Source organism: Frankia sp. BMG5.23, assembly GCF_000685765.2.
In the GTDB taxonomy this organism is placed as follows: Bacteria; Actinomycetota; Actinomycetes; order Frankiales; family Frankiaceae; genus Frankia; species Frankia casuarinae.
The window spans coordinates 67,738-86,120 of record NZ_JDWE01000005.1; the positions used below are offsets into that span (position 1 = coordinate 67,738).

Annotated in this window: 17 protein-coding genes and 1 tRNA gene; 6 read left to right on the plus strand and 12 right to left on the minus strand. The window is 71.5% G+C overall.

Annotated elements, in window-relative coordinates; all coding sequences use genetic code 11:
- Window positions 1-106 precede the first annotated feature (106 nt).
- Window positions 107-475 carry a nuclear transport factor 2 family protein gene (locus BMG523DRAFT_RS03705; RefSeq protein ID WP_011434578.1) on the minus strand — a complete coding sequence of 123 codons (369 nt, stop codon included), beginning with the start codon at window positions 473-475 and terminating at the stop codon, window positions 107-109.
- Between the two features lie 40 nt (window positions 476-515).
- A complete protein-coding gene (locus BMG523DRAFT_RS03710) occupies window positions 516-944 on the minus strand; it encodes a hypothetical protein (RefSeq protein ID WP_011434577.1) in 429 nt (142 codons plus the stop codon).
- 265 nt (window positions 945-1,209) lie between these two features.
- On the opposite strand from BMG523DRAFT_RS03710, the gene BMG523DRAFT_RS03715 reads away from it, so the two are divergent.
- The gene (locus BMG523DRAFT_RS03715) at window positions 1,210-2,574 is read left to right on the plus strand and encodes a transposase (RefSeq protein WP_011434576.1); all 1,365 of its coding nucleotides are present in this window, start codon (window positions 1,210-1,212) and stop codon (window positions 2,572-2,574) included.
- Window positions 2,575-2,627: 53 nt separating this feature from the next.
- Here the strand turns inward: BMG523DRAFT_RS03715 and BMG523DRAFT_RS03720 are convergent.
- The 4 genes from BMG523DRAFT_RS03720 to BMG523DRAFT_RS03735 form a co-directional block, all read right to left on the minus strand.
- Window positions 2,628-2,703: transfer RNA gene (locus BMG523DRAFT_RS03720), tRNA-Glu, on the minus strand.
- 219 nt (window positions 2,704-2,922) lie between these two features.
- Window positions 2,923-3,675 (minus strand): hypothetical protein, encoded by a 753-nt coding sequence (locus BMG523DRAFT_RS03725; protein ID WP_011434575.1) that lies wholly within the window; start codon window positions 3,673-3,675, stop codon window positions 2,923-2,925.
- A 544-nt stretch (window positions 3,676-4,219) separates the two neighbouring features.
- The gene (gene bldC, locus BMG523DRAFT_RS03730) at window positions 4,220-4,426 is read right to left on the minus strand and encodes a developmental transcriptional regulator BldC (protein WP_006540950.1); all 207 of its coding nucleotides are present in this window, start codon (window positions 4,424-4,426) and stop codon (window positions 4,220-4,222) included.
- 152 nt (window positions 4,427-4,578) lie between these two features.
- The gene (locus tag BMG523DRAFT_RS03735) at window positions 4,579-5,409 is read right to left on the minus strand and encodes a hypothetical protein (protein ID WP_011434574.1); all 831 of its coding nucleotides are present in this window, start codon (window positions 5,407-5,409) and stop codon (window positions 4,579-4,581) included.
- A gap of 260 nt (window positions 5,410-5,669) precedes the next feature.
- Between BMG523DRAFT_RS03735 and BMG523DRAFT_RS03740 the strand changes: the two genes are divergently transcribed.
- Together BMG523DRAFT_RS03740 and BMG523DRAFT_RS03745 are read left to right on the plus strand one after the other, a co-directional pair.
- A complete protein-coding gene (locus BMG523DRAFT_RS03740; protein ID WP_011434573.1) occupies window positions 5,670-6,740 on the plus strand; it encodes a Glu/Leu/Phe/Val dehydrogenase in 1,071 nt (356 codons plus the stop codon).
- Window positions 6,741-7,138: 398 nt separating this feature from the next.
- Window positions 7,139-7,345 carry a DUF3073 domain-containing protein gene (locus BMG523DRAFT_RS03745; RefSeq protein ID WP_011434572.1) on the plus strand — a complete coding sequence of 69 codons (207 nt, stop codon included), beginning with the start codon at window positions 7,139-7,141 and terminating at the stop codon, window positions 7,343-7,345.
- 277 nt (window positions 7,346-7,622) lie between these two features.
- Here the strand turns inward: BMG523DRAFT_RS03745 and purM are convergent, their stop codons facing one another.
- The 3 genes from purM to BMG523DRAFT_RS03760 form a co-directional block, all read right to left on the minus strand.
- Window positions 7,623-8,732 carry a phosphoribosylformylglycinamidine cyclo-ligase gene (gene purM, locus BMG523DRAFT_RS03750; protein WP_011434571.1) on the minus strand — a complete coding sequence of 370 codons (1,110 nt, stop codon included), beginning with the start codon at window positions 8,730-8,732 and terminating at the stop codon, window positions 7,623-7,625.
- Window positions 8,729-10,363, minus strand: coding sequence for an amidophosphoribosyltransferase (purF, locus tag BMG523DRAFT_RS03755; protein ID WP_043590449.1), 1,635 nt, complete (start codon window positions 10,361-10,363; stop codon window positions 8,729-8,731). The genes purM and purF overlap by 4 nt, the downstream gene beginning before the upstream one ends.
- Window positions 10,364-10,620: 257 nt before the next feature.
- Complete coding sequence (locus BMG523DRAFT_RS03760; RefSeq protein WP_011434569.1) at window positions 10,621-11,433, minus strand: sterol carrier family protein; 813 nt, start codon at window positions 11,431-11,433, stop codon at window positions 10,621-10,623.
- A 197-nt stretch (window positions 11,434-11,630) separates the two neighbouring features.
- Between BMG523DRAFT_RS03760 and BMG523DRAFT_RS03765 the strand changes: the two genes are divergently transcribed.
- On the plus strand, window positions 11,631-15,206 hold the full coding sequence (locus tag BMG523DRAFT_RS03765; RefSeq protein ID WP_051623760.1) for a sacsin N-terminal ATP-binding-like domain-containing protein: 3,576 nt from the start codon (window positions 11,631-11,633) through the stop codon (window positions 15,204-15,206).
- A gap of 28 nt (window positions 15,207-15,234) precedes the next feature.
- Here the strand turns inward: BMG523DRAFT_RS03765 and BMG523DRAFT_RS03770 are convergent, their stop codons facing one another.
- Together BMG523DRAFT_RS03770 and BMG523DRAFT_RS03775 are read right to left on the minus strand one after the other, a co-directional pair.
- A complete protein-coding gene (locus tag BMG523DRAFT_RS03770) occupies window positions 15,235-15,573 on the minus strand; it encodes a DUF2530 domain-containing protein (protein WP_035910971.1) in 339 nt (112 codons plus the stop codon).
- A gap of 57 nt (window positions 15,574-15,630) precedes the next feature.
- Window positions 15,631-16,527 (minus strand): sulfotransferase, encoded by an 897-nt coding sequence (locus BMG523DRAFT_RS03775; RefSeq protein WP_043590395.1) that lies wholly within the window; start codon window positions 16,525-16,527, stop codon window positions 15,631-15,633.
- A 206-nt stretch (window positions 16,528-16,733) separates the two neighbouring features.
- Here BMG523DRAFT_RS03775 and BMG523DRAFT_RS27210 point away from each other — a divergent pair, with 206 nt between their 5' ends.
- Both BMG523DRAFT_RS27210 and BMG523DRAFT_RS03780 read left to right on the plus strand, forming a co-directional pair.
- Window positions 16,734-16,814 (plus strand): putative leader peptide, encoded by an 81-nt coding sequence (locus tag BMG523DRAFT_RS27210; RefSeq protein WP_347272474.1) that lies wholly within the window; start codon window positions 16,734-16,736, stop codon window positions 16,812-16,814.
- A gap of 357 nt (window positions 16,815-17,171) precedes the next feature.
- Window positions 17,172-17,687, plus strand: a complete 516-nt coding sequence (locus tag BMG523DRAFT_RS03780; RefSeq protein WP_011434565.1) for a winged helix-turn-helix domain-containing protein — start codon at window positions 17,172-17,174, stop codon at window positions 17,685-17,687.
- Here the strand turns inward: BMG523DRAFT_RS03780 and BMG523DRAFT_RS03785 are convergent.
- Window positions 17,654-18,319 carry a 2'-5' RNA ligase family protein gene (locus BMG523DRAFT_RS03785; RefSeq protein ID WP_049760797.1) on the minus strand — a complete coding sequence of 222 codons (666 nt, stop codon included), beginning with the start codon at window positions 18,317-18,319 and terminating at the stop codon, window positions 17,654-17,656. The genes BMG523DRAFT_RS03780 and BMG523DRAFT_RS03785 overlap by 34 nt on opposite strands.
- Between the last annotated feature and the right edge of the window lie 64 nt (window positions 18,320-18,383).

The window sequence follows — 18,383 nt, forward strand, 5'->3', positions numbered from 1 at the left end:
CCCAGGCCCGGAGAAAGACCCAGGCGAAAGTGCGTGCCGGCCGGGCATCCGTGGCACGGATGTCCGGTCGGCACGTCTCCACCGGGCCGTGCCCGGACCTCCGGGGTCAGGCTCCCGGAAGCCGGTCCAGGAAGCCGCTCACCGAGCTGATTCGTCCGTCCTCGGCGAGAGTGATCACATCAAAGCCGGCCGCCGGAGCCGAGCCATCGGCCTTCGAGACCAGTTCCCAGGAGAAACGAGCGATGTTGTGGTGCCCGTCAGGGGAGCCGGCGAGCCTGAACTCGAAACCGGGGAACTGCTCGTGCGCTCCGCTGATCGCGGCGGCGATGCCGTCGTGCCCGCTGACGTCGGCCAGCGGGTCGGTGTAGGTGCCTTCTTCTGTGAACGCGGCGGCGACCGCGTCCTTCAAGTCCTCGGGAGTGGCGGCGTTCCAGGCGGCGAAGTACCGCTGGACAGCGTCGTTGTACGAAGTCAACTCAGTACCCTTTCAAAATCGTGCTGGATGGTGTTCGGAGTCACACCCGACTGCGACGCAGGGCGGCGAACTGCAGCACGGCGAGACCGCCGACCGTCGCCGCCTGCAGCGGAATCCAGACCTGCCCGGCGATGCTGGGATCGTCGAACCAGAACAACAACGCGACGATGCTGAGCACCGCCCAGGCGAGATTGGCCTCGATCACCGCGTTGACGGCCAGTACCGATGGCCGCGGCCTGCTGGCGAGCCAACCGACAGCCAGGCCGTAGAGGAGCAGGAAAGCGCCCAGAGCGAGCAGCAGATCGCCGCTGACGTCGAACAGCCGCCCCAACGGCCCCGACGCCACCAGATAGGCGATTCCGTTCACCGTGGTGACGACGGCGTCGAGGGCGAGGAAACGCTGTAGCCAGGTGGCCCCGTCCGTCCTGACCTCGGCCCCGGCACGGACCGAGGGTTGGCTCGTGGTCATTGACATCAGCCTCCTCAACGTGATCGTGCGTGGCACAGGCCGCAGGGTGCTGTGCCACGTACAGCGTGTGCCACAGTCGCCGGGATGGTCGATTACCGCCCAGGTAATCGAGCCGCGGTCGGCGCGCACGCTCCGCGGCGGATTTCAGTGGGCTCGGGACGGACGGGCGGCTAGTGCGCCGGTCAAGTAGCCGTGTGTGATCTGTGGTAGGCAGCACCGGTGGGTGGGTGCCGGGTGCCAGCCTCTGATCGGAAGGTGCTGCCTGATGCGTCCTGGGGTGTGGCGTCCACCGGTGGAGCCCTCGGCTGCGGAACAAACAGTGATCAGGCTGGTGCGGCGGGCGAAGCTGTTCGTGTTCCTGCGCCGGTATCGGCATGAGCTGTTCGACGAGGCGTTCCAGACCGAGCTGGCCGAGGTCTACCGCGACAGTCCGAAGGGCCAGCCGCCGGTGCCGCCGGCGCAGCTGGCGTTGGCGCTGATCCTGCAGGCCTACACGGGTATCTCCGACGACGAGGTGATCGAGGCGACGGTGATGGACCGGCGCTGGCAGCTGGTGCTGGACTGCCTGGACACCGACCGTCCCCCGTTTGCCAAGGGCACCCTGGTGGGATTCCGTACCCGGCTGATCAACGCTGGGTGGGATCGGCGGCTGATCGCACGCACCATCGAGATCGCCATGGTGAGCGGGGGGTTCGGGCCGCGGGCGTTACGGGCGGCGTTGGACTCCAGTCCGTTGTGGGGCGCCGGCCGGGTCGAGGACACCCCGAACATGGGACACGCCCTGCGCAAGGCTCTGGGTGTGATCGCGGCCGGGCAGGGGTGGGGGCTGGACGAAGGAACCGCCGTCCTGGCCCGCCGGGCTGGGGCCCCGGTGCTGGCCGGATCCAGCCTGAAAGCCGCGTTGGACGCCGACTGGGACGACCCCGGCGAGCGGGACCACGCTCTGGCGGTGGTGCTGGCCGCCCTGGAGGCGGTGGAGACCTTCATCGCTGCCCAGCCCGCCCCGGTCGGGGCGGCTGTCGCGGTGGCCCGCCAGGTCCGTGACCAGGACGTCGAGACCACCCCGGCCGGTGTGGCCCGGCTGCGCCGCGGGGTAGCGAAAAACCTGACCGAGCTGCACATCGACCGGGCCTACCTGCCCTCCACTCTGGTCCGCGACCGCGACGAGAACCTGCAGGTGTTCTGTAAGGCGTGGCGAGTCCGCAACACCACCGGCCGGTATGACGAGACCGCTTTCACCCTGAACTTCGACCACGGCCAGCTCACCTGCCCGGCCGGGGTGGTCATGCCCTTCACCCCGGGCCGCACCGTCCGTTTCCCAGCAGCGACCTGCGCGGCCTGTCCCCTGCGGGAACAGTGCACCACCAGCACCCGCGGGCGCAGCGTGAGCATCCATCCCGACGAGACTCTGCTCGCCGAACTCCGTGAACGCCAGGCGACCCCGGCCGGCCGCGCCCGCCTGCGGGAACGCACCGCGGTCGAGCACACCCTCGCCCACGTCGGCCACTGGCAGGGCCGCCGCGCCCGCTACCACGGGCAGCGCAAGAACCTGTTCTACCTCCGCCGCACCGCCGTCGTCCACAACCTCCACGTCATCGCCCGCCAAAGAAACGATCAGCAAGCAGCCTGACTACCTGACCGGCGCTCTAGATGTTAGCATTTAGTGGCCGATCGGCTACCCTCTGGTGCCCCCAACGGGATTCGAACCCGTGCTACCGCCTTGAAAGGGCGACGTCCTGGGCCGCTAGACGATGGGGGCGCGGCGACGACCCTCAGCGAGGCTGCGCATCCGCCCAACCGCGACGTCGATCGTCTGAAACACCGCAAGCATAGGGGATGGCCCGGTCGGACGACAAACCCTTCCCGGGCCGATCCCGACCGCTCGGCATCCCCGTGGGAACGCTCCCCTGGCCGGCCAACCACCCGGCTGCCCAACGACTGCCCGGCCACCCGGCCACCCGGCTGCCCGGCTGCCGCGTCACCGGCCCTTCTCCAGGCGTGAACGGCCCGGCGCCTCCTGCCCCGCGGGGCGGCCTGCCGCGGGCGCGATGGCGCGGCGCGGGTCGACCCATCGGTAGCGGGAACGGAAGAAGGCTCGGACCGGCCGCCCCCCGATCGCGATCGAGTGCTCGATCCGCGCCGGCCCGGCGAGATCGAAACTCAGCGTGACCTCGTCGGCCCGGTCCCCGGGAGTGTTCGGATCATAGACACGGAGCGTGATCGACGTTCCGGCCTGGACGTAGGCGTAGGCGAGCACCTGATGGTTCAGGCCGAGCAGCCGCGGATCGGGGGAGCGCACCGTGATGATCCCGATCGGGGACAGCAACCCCTCGTCCAGATCGAGCCGGATCCGTGGCCACTCATCCGCCAGGCTCGTCCGCGCGACTCCCGGCCGGACCCGGATCCCCCGGTTGACGTCGGCATCGGCGCCCTGCATGAGCCGGTAGTAGCGGGCCACCCCCCGCGGGATGTCGAAGCTCTCCAGCAGGCGGCGGACGAGGTACGCGTACAGCGGGGAACCGACTGCCGGCGCCACGACGTCAGGCGGCGGCCCGATTCCGGCCTCGAACAGATCACGCACAGCGTAGATCATCCCGCCGCACAGGCCCCGGCTGGCGTCGCCGAGGCCCAGCCGCCGAGTCGACCATGGCGCCGAAACGGCCAACAACGGTTGCGGAGCGAAGCTGTTCGTGAACCGGAACGCGCTGGTACTGGGCCGGAAACCGGGCACAGTCGACTCCCGCCCCCAGCCCTGGTTATCGGCGCCGCCCGACGTCACGGTGCCGGGCGGGTTACGGCGCCAGGCGGCGGTCCAACGATGATCAACCTCCGGGCAGCTCGGATCTCTGTCCAGCGATCTCTGTCCAGCCTCTCGGCTGTCCAGGGCCTCGGCCGTCCGTCCAGTGCCTTGGCCCAGCGCGACGAGACCGGCGGACAGCCGTAACGGCCGTCCGCCGGTTCCCCAGCAGGTCCACCCAGCGCCCTCCCGGTGCGGAGGTGGTCCTTGACGCGGGACGTCGGCGGGACAGGATCCCGACGCATGGGCTCACCCACATGCCGGACGACCCGACGCCTGGATCTATCTACCCCTCCATCAGCGGCCCGATGGTGATACCGCAGCCTCCGGCCGTCGTCCGATACGGGACGATCAACCGCTCTCGAGACCTTCGGCCCTATTCCGCGGGACTCACGACCGACACCCTCGCACTGTCAGCCGTGCGGCCCGCACCCGAGGAGAGGAGGGGGCTCGTGCAACGCGCCAGGTTGGCGCGAACCTAGATGTCACTTCCGATGCTCGGAACTCCCTTCAACAGGGCACGCACCTCCGCCTCTCGGTACCGGCGGTGACCGCCCAGAGTCCGAATCGACGTCAGCTTTCCGGCCTTCGCCCACCGGGTCACGGTCTTCGGGTCTACCCGAAACATCGTGGCAACCTCGGCGGGCGTCAGCAGCGGCTCAGCGTCTGGCGTTCGTGTCGTCATTGCGTTGGCCTCCCGTCACAGAGCGTCGCTCCGTCCCATACAGATCGTGCATCCTTCGGGGGCATTTCGGACATGGCACGTCAGGACCATCTACTGACTAGTCACAGCTCGTCCGACGCGGGCGGCAACTCTCAGTTAACAGAATGCGCCGATCAGCTCGCGGATTCCCGTGCCTGCAAGGGCCTCCACCTCATCAGGACTCGTTCGTAGGCTTCGACCGCTAGGTCTGTTCGCCCACGGCGTAACGCACTGACAGCCTCGACGATGTCCTCTACAGAGTTGTCGCGCCGAAGCATGTCATCGTCCAGCAGGTCAACTAGCCCGTCGTAGTCCAGTTCGACCCTGCTCTGCGGATGGAAGGACCCCAGCCAACGGGCCAGCTCGCCGACGCCCTCGACTCCTGGGGCGTCCGGAGAGCTCGCCCGCAGCGCCTCCACCGCCTCCACCGCCCGGCCCGCCCGCCGTCTGGCGAGGCTCATCGTGGTGCGGTAGATCATGGACCGCTCGGCAGTGTCCCCCGTGACCAGGGACCGTTCGGCCGGGTCGAAGAGCAGGAACCACGGCGGTGGCACCATCCAGGTACAGGTCTGCACGTGGACCTTGAGCGCGGGGCGGCGGGCCTTCCACCGGTCCAGCTCGACCTCGGCCGGCTCGATGATCCGCCGTGGCAGGAACGCCTCCGCGACGCGGTCGGGCATCAGGCCGCGGAACTCGAGCGCCGCCTGCCACACCCGCAGCTGGGTCGACCACGGACAGACGAACATCAGACCGTCGATCCACTGGACGAAGGCCGACTCGTCGGCGACGTCAAGGGTGGGATGGACGGTCGCGACCAGCGCCAGGACCCGCTCCCGGCGGGTCCCGGCCCGGCGCGAAGGCGGCCCCGCGGCGGCGTAACGCTGCCAGCGGCCACGTTCGGCCGCGGGAAAGGCAGCGAGCGGTTCGTACACCCGCAGATACGCCGCGGGGGAGACGACGGGCACCTCAGGACCCACTTACCGCGCGCGATCCGACCGACGACACCCACGCGGATGCCCTGGATCCTGGCATGCCTCGATCCTGGCACGTCCACACACAAGCCGTCCGGCCTACCGGCGCCGTAGGGTTCGCCAGGACACGATCTGCGGGCCCTGGGCGCGGCGCGGGGTGGTTGGCCCGCGCGCGGGATCAGGGCGGTGGGGGCCACGGGCCCCACGGAGGCCCCCAGAAGGCCCCCAGAAGGCCCCGAGGAGAGAGGTGCGCCATGTCGTCCCTGTTCAGCGCCGTTTGTGACCATGAGCAGGTGCTGTTGTGCTCGGACCGTCCCTCGGGTCTTCACGCGATCATCGCCATCTACTCGACGGCGCTGGGGCCGTCGCTGGGCGGTACCCGCTTCCACCCCTACGCCGACGAGGAAGTCGCGTTGGCGGACGCCCTCGCCCTGTCCCGGGCGATGGCCTACAAGGCCGCCTGCGCCGGGCTGGACCTCGGCGGCGGCAAGGCCGTCATCATCGGTGATCCGGCCGTCGCGAAGTCGGAGCCACTGCTGCGCGCCTTCGGCCGCCATGTCGCATCACTGGGCGGCCGATACATCACCGCTTGCGACGTCGGTACCTATGTGGCGGACATGGACGTCATCGCCCGGGAAACCCGGTGGGTAACCGGACGGTCACCGGCGCACGGCGGTTCGGGCGACTCCGGCGTGCTGACCGCCTACGGGGTCTTCGAGGGCATGCGCGCCGCCGCCCGGCACCGGTGGGGAACGCCGAGCCTGGCGGGGCGCCGCGTCGCGGTCTCGGGAGTCGGCAAGGTCGGGCGGCGGCTCGTCGGGCATCTCCTCGACAGCGGCGCCTCGGTGGTCGCGGGCGACGTGGACCCGGTGGCCCTGGCCCGGCTGCGGGTGGAGTTCCCGGCGGCCGAGACCGTGCCGGACCCGGACGATCTGCTCGACCTCGACATCGACGTGTACGCCCCCTGCGCGCTGGGCGGAGCGCTGAGCGCGGAGACCGTCCGCCGGCTGCGAGCCGGCGTCGTCTGCGGCGGCGCCAACAACCAGCTCGCGCAGCCCGAGGTCGGGCGGCAGCTCGCCGACGCCGGAGTCCTGTACGCCCCCGACTTCGTGGTCAACGCCGGCGGCCTGATCCAGGTCGCGGACGAGATCGAGGGCTACTCGCCGGAGCGGGCCCGGGCCAGGGCCGCGCAGATCTTCGACACCACCTCGGAGGTGTTCCGCCTCGCCGAGGCCGAGGAGGTGACCCCGACCGAGGCCGCGGAGCGGCTCGCCGAACGCCGCATGACCGACGTGGGACGCCTGCGGGGGATCCTGCTGCCCTGACGCCGACCGCGGATGGGGCGAGACGCACCGTGAGGCGAGGCACACCGTGAGGCGAGGCACACCGTGAGGCGAGGCACACCGTGAGGCGAGGCACACCGTGAGGCGAGGCACGATCACCCGCCCGGCGGAGGCCTGAACGTCAATGGGAACAGGTGACGGTGATCACATCCAGGCCCCGTCAAACGGGCCGCCGACGGCGGGGACGAGCGGATATCCCCGATCGAACCCACCGGACAAGCGGGTTCATACACCGTTTCCGATCGCGGACACCTTGTCCGGGGACAGGCAACTGTCGGGTTGGCGTGCCGAGAAGCCTCCGGTCCCTGTAGTCTCGGGAAGCACGAGACAGTGAGAGCACCGGGGCGGGTCCCCGTCGTCATGTTCGAGGGGGTCGAGCCATGGGGCGCGGCCGAGCTAAGGCCAAGCAGACGAAAGTCGCCCGCGAGCTCAAGTACAACTCGCCCACTATGGATCTCGACCGATTGAAGGCGGATCTGGGCGCGGGCTCGACGCGCGAGAACAACAACGACGACTCGTACGTAGATGACGACTACGGATACGACGCCTACGCAGACGACGAGGACGATCGACGTTCCTCCCGCTGACAGCGTCGCTTCGGTAGTCGCTCACCGCGGCAGGCTCACCGCGGTGGTCGTCGCCGACGGTGGTCGTCCGGGCTCAGGCCCGGGCTCCCACCGCCATAACGTGCTGCCGTGATGTTGGCCGCGCTGCATGCTTCTTCGCCAGTTCACTCCTGATCAGCCCAGGCTGCCCGGACAGGTTGCCCAACCTGCCCGGAGGGGCTGCCCTGCCCGGACGGGCTGTCCCGGACGGGCTGTCCCGGACGTGCTGTCCCGGACGTGCTGTCCCGGACGGGCCGCCTCAGCGTGGATGCCGGCCGGCGAGCCGGGCCCTGGCCACGCCGGCTGGCTCCGGAGCGTCCGCCGTGCCGACCTCCCCTGCCACCCAGGCCGGCACGTCCCGCGCGGCGAGCAGCGCGAGAGCGTCGGCGACCGCGGTGGCCGGCAAGACCGCCACCATGCCGACTCCCTGGTTGAAGGTGGCTTCCATGTCCGCCTGGGTCACCTCGCCGCGCTCGGCGAGCAGACCGAAGATCGGGGGCACTGACCACGACGCCCGGTCCACCGTGGCCAGCAGGCCCGGCGGGATGACCCGGGCGAGGTTCGCCGCGAGACCGCCGCCGGTGATGTGGGCGAAGGTGTGCACCTCGACAGCCGCGGCCAGCGCCAGGCAGTCCCGAGCATAGATGCGGGTCGGAACCAGCAGGGACGTGCCCAGCGTGCCCCCCAGGGACGGGACGTATGCCTCCAGATCCTCCCGCGCGGTCTCGGGAATCCCACCGGGCTGGCCAGAATCGACAGGACCGAACAAGATATGCCGTACGAGCGAGAAGCCGTTGGAGTGGATGCCGGATGATGCCATCGCGACCACCACGTCCCCGGGCCGGACTCGCTCCGGCCCGAGCACGTCGTCGGCCTCCACGACCCCGACCCCCGTCGCGGCCAGGTCGTAGTCGTCGCTACCCATGAGCCCGGGGTGCTCGGCGGTCTCCCCGCCGACCAGCGCCGCCCCCGCCTGCTCGCAGCCGGTTGCGATGCCGGAGACGATCTCGGCCACGCGCGCGGGGACCAGGGAGCCGCACGCGATGTAGTCGAGCAGGAACAGCGGCTCCGCGCCGCACACCACGAGGTCGTCGACAACCATGGCGACCAGATCAATGCCCACGGTGTCGTGCGTGTCCAGGGCCCGGGCAACGGCAATCTTGGTGCCCACACCGTCGGTCGACGAGGCGAGCAGCGGCCGACGGTACCGCGCCGTATCCAGCGCGAACAGGCCGGCGAATCCGCCGAGCGAACCGACGACCTCGGGCCGGATCGCGCGCGCGACGTGACCGCGCATCAGCTCGACGGCACGCTCGCCCGCGGCCACGTTGACCCCGGCCGCCCGGTACGAGTTCAATCCACCGCTCATGCGGGCCTCACCCCGGCCGGCTCGGGCTCGGACTCAAGATCGGGCTCGGGCTCAGGCTCGGCGTCGTGGTTGTCCGAGGAGGGATCGGCACCGTTCATGCCCAGCGTCACGCCGCGCCGCAACGCCTCGGCGATCATGTCCTCGGTGGTCTCCGCGCCGCCCGTCGCCTCCAGCCGATGCTTGCCGAGCTTGTCGGAATCGTTCAGCGGAACCGGGTACACGCCGTCGAAGCAGGCCCGGCAGAGCGTGCCGGCCGGTTGGCGGGAGGCCTCGACGAGGCCCTCCAACGAGACGTAGGCCAGCGAGTCGGCCCCGAGAGAGGCTCTGATCTCCTCGATGCCCGCCTCACTGGCGATCAGCTCGGCGCGGGTCGCGAAGTCGATGCCGTAGAAGCAGGGCCACCGTACCGGCGGCGAGGAGATCCGGATGTGGACCTCGGCGGCGCCGGCCTCCCGCAGCATGCGCACCAGCGCGCGCTGCGTGTTGCCGCGGACGATCGAGTCGTCCACCACGACGAGGCGACGCCCCTCGATCACATCCCGCAGGGGGTTCAGCTTGAGCCGGATCCCGCGCTGCCGAATCGTCTGCGAGGGCTGGATGAAGGTGCGCCCGACGTAGGAGTTCTTGACCAGGCCCTCACCGAACGGGATACCCGACTCCTCCGCGTAGCCGACCGCGGCGGGTACCCCGGACTGCGGCACGGGGATGACCAGGTCGGCCTCCACCGGCGCCTCGCGGGCCAGCTGCCGGCCAACATCGACCCGGGTGGCGTGCACGGAACGTCCGGCGATCGACGTGTCCGGGCGGGCGAGATAGACGTACTCGAACAGGCAGCCGTGCGGATCGGGCCGGGCGAACGTGCGCGAACGCACCCCCTCGGCGTCGATGACGACCAGCTCGCCGGGAACGATCTCCCGTACGAGGGTGGCGCCGACGATGTCGAGGGCGGCCGTCTCGCTGGCGATGATCCACGCGCCGTCGGGATGGCCGTCGAGCCGGCCGAGCACGAGCGGGTGGATCCCGTGCGCGTCCCGGGCGGCATACAGCGTCGAGGCGTCCGAGAAGACCAGCGAGAAGGCCCCGGTCAGGCGGGGCAGCACGTCCATCGCCGCGTCGACGAGGGTCGGGCCGGGATGGTCGGCGAGCATGGCGGTGATGAGGTCCGAGTCGGTGGTCGCCCGCAGGCGGTCCCGCTCCGCGCCGAGCGTCCGCGCGAGCTCGACGATGTTGGTGAGGTTGCCGTTGTGCCCGAGCGCGATGGGGCCGCCGAAGCGGGCGGTGCGGTACGACGGCTGGGCGTTCTCCCAGGTGGAGGAGCCCGTCGTCGAGTACCGGGTGTGACCGACCGCCACATGGCCGCTCAGGCTGGACAGGGTGACCTCGTCGAAGACCTGAGCGACAAGCCCCAGTTCCTTGAAGACCACCACGGTCCGACCGTCCCCGACCGCGATGCCGGCAGCCTCCTGCCCGCGGTGCTGCAGCGCGTACAGACCGTAGTAGGCCAGGTTCGCCACGTCCTCACCGGGCGCCCACACCCCGAACACACCGCAGGCGTCACGCGGCCCCGGCTCGTCGGAGAGGTCTGATTCCCATCCGGGGGTGGCGCCGAAGCGGGGTGCGACGTCTGGCACCAGGACTCCTCGACAGGTCAGGGACACCGAAGAATGCGGACGATCTCGCGCGGGACCATGCGGGACCACAGAGGTGCCGGGCTCGTCCGCTGACGTGCCGAGACTCGCCGAGACGCGCCGACCACTCCGACCACCGCCTCACCCCGGCAGCTACCTTCCACCACGCTAGCAGTGAGGACGCGCATCGGCCGTTGTGCGCGCATGCCCGGACGGACCAGATCGTCCCTGGTAGATCATCCGGACCAGCCAACCCGCATCTACAGGAGGGGCAGGTAGGAACTGAGGTCGGCGCGCTCGCCGCTGGCCGCGACCCGGCCGTCGGCCACCGCCTCGGCCCACGGCAGGCGGCCCGCGCACAGCAGGACGAAGGCGACGGGTTCGGCCTCGACGACATTCGGCGGTGTGCCCCGGGTATGGCGTGGACCCTCGACGATCTGCACGGCTGTGAACGGCGGCACCCGCAGTTCCACCGAGCGTCCGGGTGCCCGCTCGGCGAACATCTCCGCGAACACCTTCGTCGCCGCCCTGAGCGCATCCCGGACCGGCGTGACGCCTAGATCGAGGCCGTGCACCACCGCCTCGACCGCTCGGGTGCGCAGGAACTCCGCCAGTCGCATTGGGCCGCCCGGCGTCGGGACCACCGCTTCCTGAGTCACCGCGGCCATGGCGGCCACCGCGGCCGACACCTCGCCGGCCAGCCGGCCTCTGATCTCGGCCGGCCCACGGTTCGCCGCCAGCGAGCGGGCGGTGTCCGCGACGGCCTCCGTCCGGGTTCCGGCGCCCGTCAGGTAGCCGCTCGCGGTGACGAGATCCCTCGCCGTGACGAGATCCGTCGTGCGCCGGGACGCCGGGACCGCGGGGGCCAGGGCCTCGGTGAGCGCGGACGCGGAGCGGGAGACGTGCAGGACGAGGTCGCCGACCGTCCAGCCGGGCAGCGGACTCGGCACCCCGAGGGCCCCGTCGGGCAGGACACTCACCGCATCGACGATCCGCTGCCACTGGTCCGCCAACGTCGCGGCCAGCTCGGTACCGGTCGCCCTGGGATCCTGGCGGCGTCCGCGGGGTGGCACCCCTCCATCCTGCCCGGCGCCGCGTCCCGGCCGGATAGCCTACCTGCCAGATACCACCAGGCACCACCCGATAACATCTAGTACAAACCGGTACAAACCGGTACAAACCGGTACGCGGTTATATCCGGCTGTCCGCGCGCGCCGGTGTGCCGGACCCGATCCCCCGCCCTGCCGGGCAGGAAGACGAGTATGGACGGGTGCCAGTGACGATCCCGCGCGCTCCCGCCGACGAGTACGCAACCGCCGCGATCCGGCAGCGGGTTCTTGACGCCTGGGCCGCCTCCCCGGCCCGCTTCCGGGAAGACGCCAATGCCGAGGAGGACGCGGCTCTCGGCGCCTACCGCGACCGCCTCGTCGTCGAACTTGTGCAGAACGCGGTCGACGCCGCGCGTGAGGCCGGCGTCCCGGCCCGGGTGTACCTGCGGCTGCGCACCTCCGCTTCGGAGTCGGACACTCCGGACACTCCGGATGCACCGGATGCACCGGATGCACCGGATGCTTCGAAGACCGGCGCCGGTCCCGGGGGCCTGTTGGAGATCGCCAATACGGGGGCACCGCTGAGCCCGGCGGGGGTGGAGGCGCTGTCGACCCTGCGTGCCTCGGCGAAACGGGACACCACGTCGGTAGGGCGGTTCGGCGCCGGATTCGCCGCAGTGCTCGCGGTGAGCGACGATCCCTCGATCGTCTCCCGGTCCCGCCCGGGCGGGGGGGCGTCCGGAGTCACCTGGTCGAAGAGCAGGGTGATCAAGGCCGTGACGGCCGCGGGGGTGGGCGGCGCCGGCACCACGGCGCCGGCGCCGGGCCTGACCGAAGAACTGGCCCGGCGCGACGGGGCGGTACCCATCCTCCGGCTGCCATTCGATCTTCCCGCGCCGCCCGCACCGCCGGACGGGTACGACACCGTGATCCGCCTCCCGCTGCGGGACGTCGCGGCGGCCACGGCAGCCCGGGATCTGCTGGCGGGGCTCGATCCGACCCTGCCGCTCGTCCTCGGCGGTCCCAGCGAGATCGTGGTTGACGTCGACGGGGCCGTTCGGACGATCACCTGTCGATGGATCCGCGGGGGCGGCTCATCCCAGCCCGCGCCGGGCGCGACGCCGACCCGCGTGGAGATCGCCGATCTCGACGGCGAGCGCTGGCGCGGCATCGCCCGTAGCGGCGTGATCCCGGCCAACCTGCTGGCCGACCGCCCGGTAGAGGAGCGCGGCCGGAACCGCTTCACCGCCCGGGTCATGGTCCGCGACGGCGGATGGCCCGAGGGCGTCGCCCGGGTCGTGCGGGCACCTCAGCCGACGGACGAACCGATCTCGCTGCCGATCCTGGCGAGCGTCGAGCTGCCACTGGATCCCTCGCGTCGACACACGGTATCGGGTCCGTTACGAGACTGGCTCACCGATCAGCTGAGCGCGGCCACCGTGGCGCTGGCCGAATACCTGGGCGCCGGCAGGAACCCAGACGCCGGCAGGAACCCAGACGCCGGCAGGAACCCAGACGAGACACCCGGCGACCCGCTGGCCGCGCTGGCCCTCGTGCCGACGGGGCTGCCGGTGGGCGAGGTCGACGGCAGGCTACGGGACGTGCTGATCCGACTTCTCCCGGACGCGGCGATGCTGCCCGGCGGTCTGCGTGGCCGGGACTGTTCCGTCTGCGATCTCGGCCCCGCGACCGATGCGGTCACCGAGCTGCTGCGCTCCTGCGGGGCCGACCCGGCCGAGACCTGGACCGAGGCCGACCCGGCCGAGATCGCCGGCACGGACGGGGCGGGTCCGGATGGCGACGACACCGTCGCGGCGAAGGTCGATGGGCAGGTTCCCGGCCTGCTCCCGGCGGCCTATGCGGCCCGCCGGTGGCGTACCGCACTCTCCGCCCTGGGCGTTCGACGGGTGGACAGCGCCGCCCTAGTCGAGCTGCTCTCCGGGGTGCCCCGCCCGCCACACTGGTGGGGACGTCTCTATCCGCTCCTGGTCGGGGCGCCGGACCGGGATGCGCTCGGCGCGCTTCCGGTACCGGTCACGGAGGTTCCCGCGCCCTGGGAGGACACCGAGCCGCGCGGGGCAGCCGGGTCCGGCGCCTTGCGGACGCGGATGGTCACCGGTCCGCGTGGGACCCTGCTGCCCACCGCCGACCTCGACATCGTCGCGCTGGCCCGATCGGGGCTGCCGCTGCGGGTCGTGCATCCCGACGCCTGCGCCCAGGACGCGGCGCGGGATGCCCTGCGCACCCTCGGCGCGCTTGAGGGCACTCCAGCGGGTGTCCTAAGGGATGCGGCGGTACGCGAGGCGGTCCTGGACGCCGATCCGGAGGACGATCCCGATGATCTCACCGCCCTGGCGAACGCGGTGCTGGCGCTGGTCCGGGACGCGGGCGAGGAGTCCGCGGCCGACCTGAGCTGGCTCGACGAGCTGCTGCTGCCGGACGGCGACGGTGACTTCACCCCGGCCGGCGAGCTGCTGATCCAGGGAGGCCCCCTGGATCGGGTGCTCGCCGAGGACGCGCCCTTCGGCACCCTGAGCGCCGAGGTCGCGCGGGCCTGGCCCGCCGAGGTACTGGCGAAGGTCGGTGTGCTGCGCACCTTCGGGGTGTTGCACGCCCACGACCTGCCGTTGGATCCCGACGAGCAGATCCTGCTTGACCTCGACGACAGCGACACCTGGGTTGACGACGTCGCGGCGGACGACCACGGCGCGCCGGGCGGCTCGGCGAACCTGCGTCGGCCGCCTCCCGGCGGGCCACCGGCACCCGCCATGATCGGGGTGTTCGCGGCGGTACGCGATCTCGAACTCGTCGACCGGGCCGCCTGGCCCGAGGCGCTCGCCGAGCTCGCCCGACCACCGTTGCGGGACATCGTGTTCGCCCCCGAGCCGTCCTATACGCGCTGGTGGCTGGCGCGGCACGCGGTGCTGCCCGTCGGTGGCGACGGCCGGGTGCCCCGCTCCGCGGAACACCCGGCGGAGCGCTCCGCGGAACACCCGGCGCACCGGGACAGCAGGGTTCTGCCTCCGGGCGAGCTCGTCCTATCCGACGCGGACCCCCTGCTCACCGGGCTGTTCGCGCCGGCGGCACCGCTCCCGGGGGTCGACGACGAGTTCCTGCGCCACCTCGGCTGCCGGCTGACGCTGGAGGACGTCCTCGGCGACCTGGGCGCGGTGATGGACCTGCTCGACCGGCTGGGCGACGTTGACCGGGACGTGCCGTGGCCCGCGGCTCGCACGCTGTACATCGCCGCGGTCGACGCGGTGGCCCGGGTCCTGACGGCGCCGGACGGTTCCGCCCACGACGGGCGGTTCGACCCGCCGCTGACCGTCCGCACCCCGGACGGCGTCCGGGCCTGCGCCGACGTCGTCGTGGTGGACGCACCGGACATGCTGGGGCTGCTCGGCGCGGACCGCTTCGGGCTGCGTCTCCCGCTGGACCGGGCGGCCGAGGTGGCCCACGTCCTCGGCGTGCGCCTCACCGCCGAGGCGGGCACCTGCGAGATCGCCTCGGCGGGCCCCGGCGAGGCCCGGCAGGCACCGGACGGCACACCGTACCGGGTTCACGACCCGCTGCTGGTCGAGGATCTCGCCGGCCGGCCAACCCGGGTGCCCTGGCGGGTACTCGGCGGGATCGGCGGCGAGATCCACGTGGATGCCGAGGCCGGCTCGGACGCGCTCGCGCGGGCCCTGGCCTGGCGCGGCGGGCAGTGGGACCGGCGGCATGCGCTGGCCGCGGCGCTGCGCGACCCCGACGGTGCCGCCTTCCGAGCCGCGGAGGACGACCTCGACGAGACCTGAGCCGCGCCGGTGGGTTCCGGTCGCCGGACTATCGATCCGCGTGGTCAGGGTTTCCCCGCGCCCGCAGCCGGTTGCGGCGGCGGATCACGATCCACAGGCCGGCGAGCCCGAGGACGAAGCCGCAGATCGCCGTCGCGAACCACCAGAGCCGGCCATCGCCCCGCAGGTCGTCGAGGAAGAACACCATGACCAGCGCGGCGATGGCCCACAGCACGGTTCCCACCGCGACGGAGGCGACCCCGTCGTAGGGCAACGGTTCGGGCGCGGACGGGCGGGTTGTCGCGGCGGGCTCGCCGCCCTCCGGGACGGGCGGTACCTCGGGGGCGTGCGCACCACCCGTGGAATCGCTGCTTGCTGAGACGCTCATCCCGCTCGACGCTACCCTCTCGGCTCGCGGCCGGGCTGCTCGCGGCCGGGATGATAGTCAGGAGTCGTCCGCCGGTTCGACGAGCCACTCGTCGAACCGGCGTCTCGTCACGTCGCTCAGCAGGGCGATATCGGAACGGAACCCGTCCCGCAGCCGGGCCCCGATCGCCGGATCCAGCCGGGGGGCCGGGAAGGCCGGCACGGACGTCCCGGGTGGCCCGGGACGGCCTCGGCGCTCGACCCCCAGCTTGACCCCCAGCTTGACCCCCAGGAAACCGTGGGCCCGTCGAATGACGGCGGCGGGATCCCCGATCAGATCGCGGTGCGCCGTCAGGAGTACCTGCTCGCGGGGGAACAGCGTGAACAGCCGCTGCAGCTGCGTGCCGTACCTGCCCAGGGCCAGGTAGCGCCACGGCCATGGCCAGCACGCGGCCGTCCGGGCGGCCTCGGCGGCCACGGCACGTTCGAAATCGTCGAGGTCCTCAAGACCGGCCAGCCGCATCCGGACCCAGTTCGCATAGGCCCGCTCCACCGGATCACGAAGAACGACGATGAGCTTCGCGTAGGGAAGCAGTTCGTGAATATGCCGCAGCGCCGTGAAGTCGGCGAGATAGTACGGGGTGCTCTCGCCGCGCACCGCACCCGCCGGAGCCGCGTCGAACAGCGCCTCGTAGTCGGATCGCCGACGGACAGGTGATCGCTCGCCCGGCCCGGCGCGAGCCACACAGCCCGGACGACCGGCACTCCCGCCGGCTTTGTCCCAAACGGAACAGACGACGCCGGCCCGGCCTGCCGTGGTGACGTCGAGCCCGCTTTCCAGGATGCGCCCGGCCAGGAAGTACCCCGGTTGCGGGATCTCGGACATGAAGACGGATCGATGGCGGCCGAGTTCCTCGTGCAGGACCTCCGTACCCGCGTCGGGAGCACCGATCACGAAGAAATCAGGCAGAGCCACGGCATCTCCTGTTCCTGACGTCCCCGGCCGCGGTTCCTGGAACAGTCCGTGAGTATATTCACGCTTCTCCATCGGGAAGATGGATATCCCGGGACCTCCACGGCCGGCGTCATGCACCACGGATTCCACCGAAAGACCAAGAGGTGAGATAAGTCATACTTTTCAATGCTTGGCGACCACCGGAGCAGTGTGCTTCCGTTGCTCTTGTGTTGAAGCGGCTGATCCTGGTCACCCGGGGCCACATTGATCTGCTCCGCGTTGCCTCGGCCGCCTGTCCGGCGGCCTGACGGGCAGCCGCCTACCTCCCGCACGGCGCTTCACGAAGCGTCAGTCGGTCCGGACGCCGCACCAGGGCACGCCACCGTCTGTCAACCGACGTTGCCTCGTCTCGCGCGAACCGGCAAGCATCGCCAGGAAAGCCCCACCGGGCAGCGTCATCGCTGGTAGCTGCACATGCCGACCTCCCCCGAACAACATCGGCCCCGCCCTCCCCCGCCGCCGCCGGTGAGAGACACCGCCACCATCTTCGCGCCACCGCGCCGCGTACCCGGCGGACCCACCGGCCAGAACGCTGACACGTCGACGGCATCTCGCCGCCCACCCGATCTTCGGTGACCGAGAGAAACCTGACCGAAAGGCCAGCAATGCCCCCGCAGACGACCGTCCTCCCGTACCGGACGCCCCACACCGCGCCCTCCCGTGCGGCGTCCGTTCCGGCGGCGTCCCTTCCACGACCGTCCCGGCCGAGACCGTCCCTGCCGAGACCGTCCCTGCCCGCGACGGCGCCCACGCACACGCCCGACGCCGGCCTCCGGACCGGCCAGTGGGAGATCGCGCCGCCGCCCCAGCGCGGGGTGTGGGTCGACCGCACCGCCTGGCTCGCCACCGTTGACGGCCGGACCCTGCAGCTGACCTACCTGGAGTTCGAGGTACTGGACTTCTTCGTCCGCCATCCCGGGCAGGCGTACAGCCGGGAGGCACTGCTCTGCTCGGTCTGGGGCCATCAGGTCGACGACGAGTCGGCTCCCGACATCCGCACGGTGGATGTCCTGGTGACGCGGCTGCGGCGCAAGCTCGGCCCGGAGCACCGGGACCGCATCGAGACCATCCGCCGCGTGGGCTACCGCTACCGCCCGGCGGATCCCTCGACCGACGGTTGACCGCCGACGAGGTCCCAGACCGTCTCCGCCCGGTAGGTGGGGGATGATCCGGACTCGCCGCCGCCCGAGCTGCTCATCAGGATGAGCCGCTCGACGCTCCAGGGCAGCGGTGGGACATCGGCACGCAACAGCTCGACGAGCGGTTCCAGTGCTCGCCCGCGTCCGTTCGGCACCCGGGCGAGTGTCAGATGTGCGCGCAACGGACGGGTGTTCCGGCGGGCCGCCCCGGCACGCTCGGCGGCCCGCCGGACCCCGACCGCCAGCGCCGTCAGGCGTGGGCTGGCTCGCGAGCCTGCCACGTCACCGGCGGCCGCGGCGGCGGCCGCGGCAATGCCGTCGACGGATGCGTCCGCGGTCACCGGCGGTGGCTGCCGCACCGCGGTCCACAGCACCCGATCGCCGAACCGTCCGCCGCCGACCGTCTCGACGGCGAACGGGCCGTGCCGGCGTGCCACCCGCGCCAGTCTCACGCCGAGCTCGGCGCGCCGGTCGTCCGGCACCGGCCCGAGGAAGGCGAACGTGACGTGCCACTGGTCCGGCGTGGTCCAGCGCAGATCCGCCGCCGCGGCGCGCGTCCTGCGCACGGCCGCGAGCAGCGCCTCGGCGACCTCGGGGGGTGGGACGGCCGCCACGAACAGTCTGGTTGCCAGCTCAACCTCCCTGGAACGACAGGCTCCCTCTCCCTGGGACGAGACG

Excerpts from the sequence above, each read along its gene's own strand:
- BMG523DRAFT_RS03710 (WP_011434577.1), bottom strand. The coding sequence starts at position 944 with ATGACCACGAGCCAACCCTCGGTCCGTGCCGGGGCCGAGGTCAGGACG.
- BMG523DRAFT_RS03715 (WP_011434576.1), top strand. The coding sequence starts at position 1,210 with ATGCGTCCTGGGGTGTGGCGTCCACCGGTGGAGCCCTCGGCTGCGGAA.
- bldC (WP_006540950.1), bottom strand. The coding sequence starts at position 4,426 with ATGACGACACGAACGCCAGACGCTGAGCCGCTGCTGACGCCCGCCGAG.
- BMG523DRAFT_RS03740 (WP_011434573.1), top strand. The coding sequence starts at position 5,670 with ATGTCGTCCCTGTTCAGCGCCGTTTGTGACCATGAGCAGGTGCTGTTG.
- BMG523DRAFT_RS03745 (WP_011434572.1), top strand. The coding sequence starts at position 7,139 with ATGGGGCGCGGCCGAGCTAAGGCCAAGCAGACGAAAGTCGCCCGCGAG.
- purM (WP_011434571.1), bottom strand. The coding sequence starts at position 8,732 with ATGAGCGGTGGATTGAACTCGTACCGGGCGGCCGGGGTCAACGTGGCC.
- BMG523DRAFT_RS03770 (WP_035910971.1), bottom strand. The coding sequence starts at position 15,573 with ATGAGCGTCTCAGCAAGCAGCGATTCCACGGGTGGTGCGCACGCCCCC.
- BMG523DRAFT_RS03780 (WP_011434565.1), top strand. The coding sequence starts at position 17,172 with ATGCCCCCGCAGACGACCGTCCTCCCGTACCGGACGCCCCACACCGCG.